Source organism: Flavobacterium sp. LC2016-12 (genome assembly GCF_015351595.1).
GTDB lineage: Bacteria > Bacteroidota > Bacteroidia > Flavobacteriales > Flavobacteriaceae > Flavobacterium.
In genome coordinates this window covers 1-12,405 of the sequence record NZ_JADKPT010000002.1, presented here as the reverse complement: position 1 = coordinate 12,405, position 12,405 = coordinate 1, and the positions used below count along the sequence as shown (strand labels likewise).

Annotated in this window: 12 protein-coding genes and 2 tRNA genes; 10 read left to right on the top strand and 4 right to left on the bottom strand. The window is 34.6% G+C overall.

All coding sequences use genetic code 11. The features are described from left to right. The first annotated feature begins 191 nt into the window (after positions 1-191). From IRZ99_RS04525 to IRZ99_RS04500, 6 genes are all read left to right on the top strand, one after another. Positions 192-265: transfer RNA gene (locus tag IRZ99_RS04525), tRNA-Asp, on the top strand. Between the two features lie 179 nt (positions 266-444). After that, on the top strand, positions 445-1,266 hold the full coding sequence (locus IRZ99_RS04520) for an AraC family transcriptional regulator (protein ID WP_194656151.1): 822 nt from the start codon (positions 445-447) through the stop codon (positions 1,264-1,266). 261 nt (positions 1,267-1,527) lie between these two features. Next, positions 1,528-2,886, top strand: a complete 1,359-nt coding sequence (locus IRZ99_RS04515) for a TolC family protein (RefSeq protein ID WP_194656150.1) — start codon at positions 1,528-1,530, stop codon at positions 2,884-2,886. A 146-nt stretch (positions 2,887-3,032) separates the two neighbouring features. Further along, entirely contained in the window at positions 3,033-4,085 is a 1,053-nt protein-coding gene (locus IRZ99_RS04510; RefSeq protein WP_194656149.1) for an HlyD family secretion protein, read from the top strand. A 1-nt stretch (position 4,086) separates the two neighbouring features. Then, entirely contained in the window at positions 4,087-5,670 is a 1,584-nt protein-coding gene (locus IRZ99_RS04505) for an MFS transporter (protein WP_194656148.1), read from the top strand. 278 nt (positions 5,671-5,948) lie between these two features. Further along, a complete protein-coding gene (locus IRZ99_RS04500; RefSeq protein WP_194656147.1) occupies positions 5,949-6,617 on the top strand; it encodes an HAD family phosphatase in 669 nt (222 codons plus the stop codon). 86 nt (positions 6,618-6,703) lie between these two features. Here IRZ99_RS04500 and IRZ99_RS04495 read toward each other — a convergent pair whose 3' ends face one another. Further along, positions 6,704-7,279 carry a DUF1080 domain-containing protein gene (locus tag IRZ99_RS04495; protein ID WP_228519019.1) on the bottom strand — a complete coding sequence of 192 codons (576 nt, stop codon included), beginning with the start codon at positions 7,277-7,279 and terminating at the stop codon, positions 6,704-6,706. An 87-nt stretch (positions 7,280-7,366) separates the two neighbouring features. After that, complete coding sequence (locus IRZ99_RS04490; protein ID WP_194656145.1) at positions 7,367-7,840, bottom strand: YcxB family protein; 474 nt, start codon at positions 7,838-7,840, stop codon at positions 7,367-7,369. A 135-nt stretch (positions 7,841-7,975) separates the two neighbouring features. Between IRZ99_RS04490 and IRZ99_RS04485 the strand changes: the two genes are divergently transcribed. After that, a complete protein-coding gene (locus IRZ99_RS04485; protein ID WP_194656144.1) occupies positions 7,976-8,203 on the top strand; it encodes a hypothetical protein in 228 nt (75 codons plus the stop codon). Positions 8,204-8,360: 157 nt separating this feature from the next. Here the strand turns inward: IRZ99_RS04485 and IRZ99_RS04480 are convergent, their stop codons facing one another. Further along, positions 8,361-8,885 carry a hypothetical protein gene (locus tag IRZ99_RS04480; protein ID WP_194656143.1) on the bottom strand — a complete coding sequence of 175 codons (525 nt, stop codon included), beginning with the start codon at positions 8,883-8,885 and terminating at the stop codon, positions 8,361-8,363. Between the two features lie 98 nt (positions 8,886-8,983). After that, positions 8,984-9,065, bottom strand: a tRNA-Leu gene (locus tag IRZ99_RS04475). 108 nt (positions 9,066-9,173) lie between these two features. Between IRZ99_RS04475 and IRZ99_RS04470 the strand changes: the two genes are divergently transcribed. From IRZ99_RS04470 to IRZ99_RS04460, 3 genes are all read left to right on the top strand, one after another. Then, the gene (locus tag IRZ99_RS04470; RefSeq protein ID WP_194656142.1) at positions 9,174-10,562 is read left to right on the top strand and encodes a dipeptidase; all 1,389 of its coding nucleotides are present in this window, start codon (positions 9,174-9,176) and stop codon (positions 10,560-10,562) included. 389 nt (positions 10,563-10,951) lie between these two features. After that, positions 10,952-11,374 carry a hypothetical protein gene (locus IRZ99_RS04465; RefSeq protein WP_194656141.1) on the top strand — a complete coding sequence of 141 codons (423 nt, stop codon included), beginning with the start codon at positions 10,952-10,954 and terminating at the stop codon, positions 11,372-11,374. Positions 11,375-11,395: 21 nt separating this feature from the next. Continuing rightward, complete coding sequence (locus tag IRZ99_RS04460; RefSeq protein ID WP_194656140.1) at positions 11,396-12,367, top strand: DUF6624 domain-containing protein; 972 nt, start codon at positions 11,396-11,398, stop codon at positions 12,365-12,367. Positions 12,368-12,405 lie beyond the last annotated feature (38 nt).

The window sequence follows — 12,405 nt, the reverse complement described above, 5'->3', positions numbered from 1 at the left end:
TAACCTTGCGTTCTTTGCGGTTAAATTTTGTATTATTTCCTCTAATAACATATAATTTGGTCGTGATAGTTTAAAAATTTAGTTTGGAATTTATTTAAAATCAGAGGATTAAAAATTTCTCAATTTTTATTCGCAAAAACCCTTGCAGAATCAAAGTTCTGTTGTATTTTTGCACTCACAATAACGCAGTTGGTTTGGTAGTTCAGTTGGTTAGAATACATGCCTGTCACGCATGGGGTCGCGGGTTCGAGTCCCGTCCAGACCGCAATATTGGAAGAAGCCTTTCTTAACGGAAAGGCTTTTTTTATTTTAGGAAGTCTTCTAAATAAATCCCAAATAAAAAATTCCAAATCCCAAACGACCAATGTACTAATTGGAATTTGGGATTTTAAAATATTGGAATTTAATTTTCCCTACATTTATATATCGCAAGAAATTATTTAAATGGAACGATCAACATTCAAAATAGACAAGTACTACCTCACAAAAGTAGATGCTGATAAAAAAAGCATTTATTGTCATCATGATTTGATGGGAGAATTGTTGGTTCCGACGCACAAACACGATAAAGCACAAATGCTGTATGCCGAAGGCGACGTGGTTTTTGTAACTACCGAAACGAAAAGCTATTTTTTACCGGCAAGACATTTTATCTGGATTCCGGCTGGGGTAGAGCACAGCATTCAGCCAAAGTCGGAAAATGTGATGATGCGAAATCTATACTTTCCAGTGGAGAAGGATGAAGATGTCTTTTATAAAAAGGAAGGTATTTATCCGGTGAATAATTTACTGCTTCAAATGATGCTTTTTACCAATCAATGGAACGGTGATTTGAAGAAAGGTTCTCCGAACTTTACAATTGCCAAAGCGATAAAAGCAATTCTTCCTCAAATTTGCACTAACAATCTGCCTTTGGAATTACCACAGCCAAAAGACAAACGACTAGGGAAAATCCTTCGACATATCGAGAATAATTTAGGAGAAACAATTCTCTTTTCTGAAGTTGCCCATGAATTCGGTTATAGCGAACGCTCTTTGTATCGCTTGTTTCAGAAAGATCTTAAAATGTCCTTCATTCAATATTATACTATCAGAAGAATTCTGAAAGCAATCGAATTGCTGTTGGACAGAAAACTTTCGGTCAAAGAAGTGGCGCTAGAGGTTGGTTATAGTAGTGTACCGACATTCAGTAATACCTTTTTTAAATTCCTTGGACAAAGACCTTCTGATTACTTAAATGGGGAAGATGTTTTAAAAAGCAGATAAAAAATATTTTTCTCGCAGATTTAGGAGATTTCGCAGATAAAAAAGAAAAAAATCTGCCGAATCTGCTAAATCTGCGAGAGACTTTAAAATAATAATTACCACTTCTTAATTTGTAATAAATTGTTTTCCAGTGTTTTATTATAACGTTTTCGAAAATAACAATTTTAACATTTGTCCGAAATGAATATGTTATTGACTTTTTAGAATTATCAGTCAACAAAATAATGTGGGAACTTTGCACCATAATTTATTTATGTACTCATGTTCCTTAATAAAACAACAAATTCTACAGAAGATTGTTTTCTCAAAATCCTGCTGTTATTTCTAATTGTATTCACATTCAATAATGTACAAGCACAGGAAATTCATTCGGTTTCATTAAGTGAAGCCTTGAAATTAGCTAAAGAAAACAATAAAAAAATCCTCAGATCTCAATTAGAGACTACGCTCTCAGAGCAAAACATCAAAGAAAGAAAAGAACTCCGTTTGCCGGACATCGAATTAAACGGAGAGTATTCCAGAATTACGAATATTACCGAATTCAAAGGAAGCGGTTTCTTAAACGGTAAAGAAGTTACGAAGGCAATTCCTGAAATTTATCAGGTGAATTCCACTTTTACAATGCCCATTTATGCTGGAAATAAAATCAATAACGCCATCAAAATTGCGAATCAGGAAAGTGAAATTGCCAAAATAAAAACAGAAAAGACTGAAAATGATATTGAGTTGGAAGTGGTTGCCAACTATTTGGCTATTTATAAAATGATGGAACTTCAGAAGATTTTTGAAGAGAACATCAAAGAAGAAAAAAGCCGATTGAAAGAAGTACAGTCGCTTCAAAAACATGGTACGCTTACCAAAAATGAAGTCATTAGAGCCGAATTACAGCTTTCGGATCGTGAATTAAATGCGCTTACAAATTCCAAAAACATAAAAATTGCGCTTCACGATCTGAAAACTTTAATTCAATTTCCGGAAAACGAAGAAATCGCGATTGATACTACGGCCAATCTGGATGAAATGCAAGGTTTAGATCCGTATGACTTTTATTTGAGTAAAGCTGCTCAGAATGAAGAAATGCGAATTGCGAGTCAGGAATTAGATATCAAAAAAACGGAACTAAAATTGGTTAAAGGCAATTATCTGCCAACCGTAAACTTCTTCGGGAATTATGGTTTTTACTATCCGAACTACAAATTTTTTCCGCCAAATCCGTATTTGTACACTTTAGGGCAAGTGGGTATCGAGGCGCATTTTGATATTTCGGCTTTATATAAAAACAAAACCAAAATGCAGCAGGCCAATACCAAAATCGAATGGCAGCAAATGCAGACTGAAATTATTAAAGATGAAATTCAGGATAAGCTATACAAAGAGCATACACAATATCAGGAAATCCTTGAAAAATTTGTGGTTGTAGATAAAGCTTTGGATTTAGCGAATGAAAATTACCGCATTGTAAAGCTGAAATACTTAAATCAATTGGTTTTAATAACGGAGATGGTCGATGCTGATAATGCTTTATTACAAGCGAAATACAACAAAGTTTCTACCCGATTGGATGCTGTTTTGAAACATTACGAGTTGTTGCATACGGCGGGGATGATGCCTCAGAGCTAGATTTTAAGAGGCAAGAAGCAAGAGACAAGATTTTAGACTTAAGAGGCGAGATTTTGGAAAATAGAATATAGAGAATAGAATATAGAATATAGAATATAGAAAATAGAATATAGAGAATAGAAAATAGACAAAAATATATAGAGTTTATGGTTAAGATAAAAAATGAGACTAGAAGAAACAGAACGTTTCATATCATAATAACAAGTATTGCTTGTGCTCTTGTGGTGAGCGGGGTTATTTTGGGGATTTGGTTTTATGTTTTCAACAGCAATCACGAAGAGACAAATGACGCTCAGGTGGAGCAATATGTAACGCCTATTATGTCTCGAATTACGGGTTATGTGCAGGAAGTTCGTTTTGACGAAAATCAGTTTGTGCATAAAGGTGATACTTTGGTTGTGATTGATAACAGAGAATACAAATCAAAATTGAATGTGGCGCTTGCCGATGTTCAAAGCGCGCAGCAAAGTAGTGTTGTGGCTGAGAAAAATGTTGCGACAACAGCGAGTACAACGGCAATTGGAGAATCACAATTGGAAGCTTCGAAATCTAATCTTTGGAAAACAAAATTAGAATACGAAAGGTACAAAGCTTTGGTAAAAGAGGAAGCGGCAACTTCGCAACAATTAGAAAAAGTAAAAGCCGATTACGAATCGGCACAGGCGCATTTTCAGGAGATGAAGGAAAGAATTCATTCTTCTAATTTAAGTACATCCGTTGCTGAAGCCAATGTTCCTACAACACAGACTAACATTGCTTCTCGACAAGCTGTTGCTGATAATGCGGCATTATTTCTTTCCTACACGATTATCACAGCGCCTTATGACGGTTGGGTTGGAAAACGAACTTTACAGCCGGGACAATTGGTAAAAGAAGGTCAGTCTTTACTTTCGATTGTAAGCAAAGAAAAGTGGATTACAGCCAATTTTAAAGAAACACAATTGCAATATTTAACCGTTGGGCAAGAAGTTAAAATTGAGGCTGACGCAATAAATAATAAAGAATTTAAAGGAATTATTACTTCATTATCGCCTGCGAGTGGAGCTAGATTTTCTTTGCTTCCTCCGGATAATGCAACAGGAAACTTCGTAAAAATCGAACAAAGAATTCCGGTTAGAATTCAGTTAAAAGATAACGACAAACAAACCGACTTTTTAAGAGCCGGAATGAACATCACCGTTATCGCCGAACACCACTAAAATGGAAGATAAAAGTATTTTTAAATCCTGGGTTCCAAAATGGGCAATCATTATTATTTTGTTTGTCTGTTTGTTGCATTCCATGATTTTATTGGGAGTTTATACTTCAAACGTAACCTACGCGGCAAGTTTTCTGGACATCGAACCAGAAGATTTGCAGTTTGCGATGTGCGTAACCTACGGAACTTTGCTGGCGACAATTTTGATCGAAAGCCGATTTTCGAGTTTTTTTCCTGCCAAGAATTATCTGATGGCGGTGTATTCCGTAATCGGAATCACGATTATTTCATCAGCCTATATTACCAATTTTTATCTGTTTTTACTGCTGCGAGTTGCCGAGGGAATTTTAATGGCGCTTCCGGTAATTACGATCAGACAATTGTTGATTGAACAGTTTAATTCTAAAAACGCCATTATAATTGGTTTCTCCTTTTATTACGGTTCACTGTTGTTATCAACGCCGTTTATTATGAACATTGCCGTTTGGTTTCTGGATCATTACGATTGGAAATACATGCTGTATGTTTCAGGCGGACTTCAGGTTTTGAATGTTTTTTTGATCTTGGTTACTTTTCGTGGACATAGAATCACAAAGAAAATTCCGCTGTATCAAATCGACTGGTTGAGTTATATTTTAGTTTTAACTGCTATTCTTTGCGGCGCTTACTTTTTTGTTTATGCCGAGAAAAAATACTGGTTTGAGTCTTCTCAAATGGTTCTGAGTTTGATAATTTCCATGATATCGGGAGGGTTATTCATCTTTAAAGAGCTTTTAGTAAAAAGACCGACTTTTAATTTCGAAGTTTTTAAATATGCCAATTTGCGAATTGGGTTTCTATTGTTTTTCCTTTTTTACATCAGCAGAGCAACGCTGAGCCTTTGTCATTCGGTGATGTTTTCTATTTGGAATTGGGATCCGTCGCGCGTTGCGGGCGTGCAATACATTAACGGATTAGGAAATGTAATAGGATTGATTTTGGCTGCTTATTTTCTAATGAAATCGGTATCAACTAAAATCATTTTTATAATTGGTTTTTCTTTGATTGCGTTGTTTCATTTTTGGTTTACATTTCTGTTTGTACCCGATGTAGCTTTATCCGATATTATCATTCCGTACGTTTTACAGGGAATTGGCGTTGGATTTTTATTCGTTCCGTTAATCTTGTTTACGACATCTTCCGTTCCGGCTAAAATGGCTGTTTCTTTGGGAATTGTCGGTGTTTCTGGACGTTTTTGGGGAAGTACGATCGGGTTTTGTGTGATGCAGAATGCAATGGTATTCCTGAATAAAAAGCACTTTTTAAAACTAAGTCAATTTGTAACTGGCGAAAGCCCCGAAGCACAACAAACAATAGCGTCAACAGCACAGAGTTTTATGGCAAAAGGATATTCCGCAGACAATGCGAATACTTTGGCCTTGAAAAAAGTTTTCGGAACCATTACCAAACAAGCCACTTTATTGGCCGATATGGAAATTTATACGATTGTGGGTTATGGTTTGGTAGTTTTGATTATTCTTATTGCATTAAATCAGCATTTAAGGCAGACAATGACTTTGGTTAAAAGTAAGATTTGGATTGGGTAAGTTTTTTTGTTTCAGGTTTCAGGTTTCAAGTTTCAAGTTTTTCCTCATTTTTGTCATTTCGAGGAACGAGAAATCCTCGCGAGAAGCTCGACAAAGATTAGATATTCGTTGCGGAGTTATTTGCGAGGATTTCTCGTTCCTCGAAATGACAAACAGTACGTTCAATCCATTTATTTAATAACAAATCTTTATCAATCTCTGCGAAAAACCTCCGCGATTCTCTGTGAAATAACCCTATATTACCCTATCTTGCGACCGTTAAAAAAACAAAATATACAATGAAGCAGCAATGTGTTATTTTTGATATGGATGGCGTGATTTGTCACACCAATCCACATCATGCAAAAGCTTTCGAGGCCTTTTTTGATAAATATGAAATTCCGCACTCAGAAGAAGAATTTGAAGAACATATGTACGGAAAACATAACGGTTATATCATGTCGCATTTCTTCAAGCGTCCCATTACCGGTGAAGAACTTATAAAACTGGAAGACGAAAAAGAAGGAATGTTCCGTGAGGTTTATAAAGATAAAGTCGAAACGATTCCGCATTATTTGGATTTTTTAAGCGAATTGAAATCTCGTGGTTTTAAAACGGCGGTTGCAACATCTGCTCCACGTGCGAATCTGGATTTGATTGCCAATGTTTTAAAACTAGATGAAAAAATGGATTCGATGCTATCAAGCGAAGACGTAAAACAGCATAAACCAAATCCGGAAGTATATTTAAAGTCTGCAGAACGTGTTGGCGTTGCTCCTTCGGACTGTGTTGTTTTCGAAGATTCTTTTTCGGGCGTTACAGCTGGATTAAATGCAGGAATGAAAGTAGTTGGTGTTTTGAGTACGCATACCAAAGAACAATTGCCTCCGTGTGATTTTTATATAAATGATTATAGTGAGGTTAATGTGGATAAGATAATTGAGTTACTAAATCCCAATACAAAGTAATAAACACACTAAGTTTCCGCCACGAATTCACGAATTTTTAAATTAATTTGTGAATTCGTGGCGGAAAAAAACTTTGCCGAAAAGTATTATTTCGAAATCTCTTTTATCGTAATATTCCTGAAATCAATTGGCGAACGCTCATAATTCAAAGAAATTTTCCCTTCTGTAGAAGAAGCATCCGTACATTCATTTACTAATTTTCCGTTTAAGTATTGCTTAATTTTCCCGTTGAAAGATTTAATAACAACGGTATTCCATTCGCCATACGGATTCTCGTTGGCTATAAACTTAGGAGAAACGACACTTGCAGCGGCTTCAATTGATTTCCCATTTACTTTTGCTGTTACCTGATCCAGGAAAATAAAGTCTCCGGTAGTATTTTCTTTTATTTGAAACTGAAATCCTTTTGGCCAGATTTTGTCAGCCGCGTCTAAAGGAATATTATACATTACACCGCTGTTTTTTGTGCTGGTTGTTTTGTATTGCTCTTCCAGATTCCATCTGTATTCTAATTCTAGTTCAAAATTTTTATAGCTTTTTTTGGTCATTAAACAGCTATTCTCATTTCCATGCATGCGAATCATTCCGTCGTTAAACTCATAAATATCTGATGGCTGCTGTTGCGCTGTATTGGTTTTCGTAAAAGCGTACCAATCATCCATTTCTAAAACTTTTCGTTGAACGAGACAGGAGCTTAAAACAAAAAGAAGAATAATAGCGAAAATTGATTTTTTGAGCATATCCAAAATTTATCTGTTTTTAACTTTCAAAAATACTTCATTTCTAAACCAATTTTCATCTTCCTGAGTTTCAAAAATTAGTTTTGGAAGAAAAAGTGTCTGACCCTTAGAAATATATAAAAGATAAAGATCTTTTAATTCGAAAACTTTTATAAAATTCTGTACATCGATTGTACCTTCTGATATTTCACCCATACGGGAAATGATTCTATCAGGGAAAATTTCGTATTGTCTTTCTTTAAAAATAATTTTGTTTTCCTTTGAATTTGCAAAACTCCAATATTTATAGATCGTAAGAACAGGATACATGAATCCAACAACTATAATAAAAAAGCTAAAAGAATCTTTTTTTCCGGTAAAAAGAACTATAGCGGAAAATATCCACATAAAAGCAAATAACCATCCTCGTCTTTTTAATTCAAGTCTAACAAGGAACATGAAGTATTCTTTTTTGGTAAGTTGAAATTTTTTGGTTTTAATCATTGGTAGCTTTTTGGATTTGTGGTAAATTTAAAAATAGATTTTGTATATGAAAAAAATAATTAGAATTGAACGCATATATGAGTTCAAATGAAATAAAGTTCGAATGATTTTTGCAATATTTTAAAATCTAAAATTATGACCACAAATCATCTTTCAGAAGAAGTTGAAGCCCGATTAAGTGAGTTTTTTACAAAGACTATTAATCCAGAAGAAATGGCAAAGACAATACGACAAGTAAATTATGTTCTTTCGTTATGCGCAATGAGAAGCTGTGAAACTGTAGGAACAGAATTCAATAATCTTGAAGATAATTTTTATTGGATGAATAAGTTGGCGGAAGTTTTGGATCCTTATTTGGAATAAAAGAAAAATTAAGATTTGTTTTTCCGCACCGTTTTTGCCACTGTATTACCTCGCTTTTCAAGGGATTTTATCCGTTCATCGCGGTTAAATTCACCTTGGTTTTTCATTTCATCGAAAGCCAATAAATTATCTTTTTAATCAATAGAAGTTTGTAAATTTATGACATCCAGTGGCCAAATCCCGTTATAATAGTCCAAATGCCATTAACTTTTTTTAGAAAATAACTCTGACCATAAGAACTGTGAAGAGATTTTGAGTAGACGATAGAAATAATACAGTTTTCAAAGCCATTGTCAAAGATAGGTTTGCTAATCAAGATTATGTTTTGTCTTTTATTTGTATTCTTAAATATTAGTTCTATTTCTTCTTTTGTTAAACAATTAGTGTTTTTGATATAGTCTAATTGTTTTATTAATTCTGAATTCCAAACTTCATTAGTATTGATATTATTCTTTTCAAATTCCTGTAGTGTGCTTTCAGATATTACGAATCCTTCATTTTCTTCTTTGAATTCTTTGATATTAAAGGACGTATTTGGTTTTTTACATTGTATATAAATTATAGATTTATTTTTCTCAATCTCATGATCAATTATTTTTTTAAATATTTCGTTTTCTGATTTATTCTGAGCGAAACTTAAAGTCGAAATTAGAAGCAAAAATATTTTTAAAGCTTTTTTCATAAATATTGATTTCAAATAAGCGTAAATTTATATGATTCATTTAAAGTAAAAACGAAGTAAAACAAAAAAGCTTCTGATTTCTCAGAAGCTTTTTTCAGTGCGGATAATAGGACTCGAACCTACACGCCTTGCGGCACCAGATCCTAAGTCTGGCATGTCTACCAATTTCACCATATCCGCGTAATTGTGGGTGCAAAGATAAGCATAACTTCGAATTTTCAAAGCATTTTTGAAAAAAAATATTAATTCTCTTTTTTGTATTTTTGAAATTCTATAAAAATCTTTTAAATGGAAAATATTAAGTCGTACGTTCAACAACATAAAGATCGCTTTATCAATGAGTTGATCGAATTATTAAAAATTCCGTCGGTTAGTGCCGACACTGCATATTCGCAAGATGTTATCGACACAGCAGAGGCTGTAAAAGAAAGTTTATCAAAAGCAGGCTGCGATTTTGTCGAAACTTGCGATACTCCGGGTTATCCAATTATCTACGGAGAGAAAATAATCGACCCAAATTTACCTACCGTTTTAGTTTACGGACATTATGATGTTCAGCCACCAGATCCAATGGAATTATGGACATCGCCACCATTCGAACCTGTTATCAAAAAAACTGAGATTCATCCTGATGGAGCAATCTTCGCGCGTGGTGCCTGCGACGACAAAGGTCAAATGTACATGCACGTAAAAGCATTAGAATATATGGTACAAAGCAATACTTTGCCTTGTAACATAAAATTCATGATCGAAGGTGAAGAAGAGGTTGGTTCAGCAAGTTTAGCCTGGTTTGTAGAACGCAATCAGGAAAAACTGAAAAATGACGTTATTTTAATTTCAGATACCGGAATGATTTCGAACCAACAACCGTCAATTACGACAGGTTTAAGAGGTTTGAGTTACGTTGAGGTTGAAGTTACAGGTCCTAACCGTGATTTACATTCAGGTTTATACGGTGGAGCAGTGGCAAACCCAATTAATATTTTGGCTAAAATGATTGCTTCATTGCACGATGAAGACAATCATATTACAATTCCGGGTTTCTACGATAAAGTTGAGGAATTATCTGCTGAAGAAAGAGCTGAAATGGCAAAAGCGCCTTTCAGTTTAGAAAAATATAAAAAAGCCTTAGACCTAAACGATGTTTACGGTGAAAAAGGCTATGTAACCAACGAACGCAACTCTATCCGTCCAACGTTAGACGTAAACGGAATCTGGGGCGGTTACCAGGGTGAAGGAGCAAAAACAGTTATTGCAAGCAAAGCTTTCGCTAAAATCTCAATGCGTTTGGTTCCAAATCAGGATTGGCATGAAATCACAGAACTTTTCACTAAACATTTCACAAGTATTGCTCCGGCTGGAGTTACGGTAAAAGTAACGCCGCATCACGGTGGTCAGGGTTATGTAACGCCAATTGACAGCATTGGGTATCAGGCAGCAAACAAAGCATACACAGAAACGTTTGGAGTTCCTGCAATTCCGGTTCGTTCAGGAGGAAGTATTCCAATCGTAGCTTTGTTCGAAAAAGAACTAAAAAGCAAAACCATCTTAATGGGATTCGGTTTAGATTCTGATGCGATTCACTCGCCAAACGAGCATTTCGGAATCTTTAATTACTTAAAAGGAATCGAAACTATTCCGTTGTTTTACAAGTATTTTGTGGAATTAAGTAAGTAAGAATTTGCCACTTTGTCTCTTTGCCACAAAGGCGCTAGGGCACAAAGTTTTTTAAGTTTAGATTCTTTGTAAAGATTATAAATATTCTAAATCCGTTCAGAAATGAGCGGATTTTTTTATGGGCGTTCCCTTCGGTCGGGCTATCCGCTATATTCCCGATTAACAAAAACTACGGCAAAAATGCCTTGTTTTTCTAAATCGGGAGATACCGCTCCTATCCCTAACGCACACTCAGGTAAGTTCAGGTTATCTAGTTCTAAGCTAAAAAACCTCAGAACCTTAGCAACTTAGCCCCTCAGAACCTTTTTTCAAAAAAAATACTTGCACATTAAATTTTTATCTCTACATTTGTAGAGCAACATCTATAAGTGTAGAGTAAAAACATTCAAATGCAGAAGCTTTTCATATTATTATTTTGTGGGACTATGTTTTTAAGCTGTAAAAGCAAACCCATCAATCAGAAGATCGATCACAAAAAAGAAGGTGTTTGGATTGACGACTACGTGCAAGACAATGTCAGATACAAATCGTTTGAATATTACAAACACGATGAACCGGTAAAAAAGTGGAAATCCTACATTGGAGGAAAAATCTACAAAACAGAGAAATATAAAAACGGAATCTGTACGGTTAAATATTATTATGAAAACGGAAAAGTACAATCAACAGGAAAAACAAAAATGGAAAGTAATTCCAAAGAAACACATTGGTTTTACTTTGGAGATTGGAAATTCTATTCTGATAAAGGAAAATTAACCGAAATCAAAAAGTATAACAACGGCGAATTAATCTCGGAGCAAAAAATAAAATAAACCACTAAACGATTTAAATTTATGAAAAAACTAATTGCTTTCTTTTTTATTACATTGAATGTTGGATTGATGCAGTCTCAAACCTATAAAGAATTTGTTGCAAAAGGTGATGATGCTTATAAAGCGAAAGATTATAAAGGATCTGTTGGCTATTATGAAAAGGCATTTAAAATAGAACACAAATCAGCTACAGATTTATACAATGGTGCGTGCGCTGCAGCTTTGAACAATGATGATGAGAAAGCTTTTAAGTGGCTGGATTTAGCAATTGATAATGGTTATGAAGACATTGCTCACATAAAAATAGATAACGATTTAGAATCGCTGCACAATAAGAAAGAATGGACAAAGACAATAGATAAGCTTCAGAAGAAAATGGATATTTTGAGCGTTAACTATGATAAGCCCCTTCAAAAAGAACTTTTGGATATTTATGCAGAAGATCAGGGTATTCGTGGAGATTTTATGAAAATTTATAAAGCGCCTAATGCTGATAAAAAGAAAATCGACAGCATAGGTAAATTAATGGGCAAAAAGGACAGCATCAATCTGATCAGGGTAATGAAGATTTTAGATGAAAAAGGCTGGGTAGGAAAAGATGTTGTGGGATCGCAGGCCAATCAAACTTTGTTTTTGGTTATACAACATGCAGATTTACAATATCAGCAAAAATACCTTCCAATGATGAAAGACGCTGTTAAAAAAGGGAACGCCAAAGCAAGTTCTTTGGCTTTACTTGAAGACAGAGTTGCTCTGAGAGAAGGTAAAAAACAAATTTACGGAAGTCAGGTTTCCTATCATCCAACTACCAAGATTCCGTTTGTTTCTCCGCTTGAAGATCCTGATAATGTTGATAAAAGAAGAGCTTCTGTAGGGTTAGGAACGATGTCGGATTATCTTAAAAATTGGAATGCTACCTGGGATGTGGAAGCGTATAAAAAAGAACTTCCGGAATTTGAAAAACTGTTAAATCAGAAAAAGAATAAAGAATAAAGAATAAAGAATAAAGAATAAAGAATAAAGAATAAAGA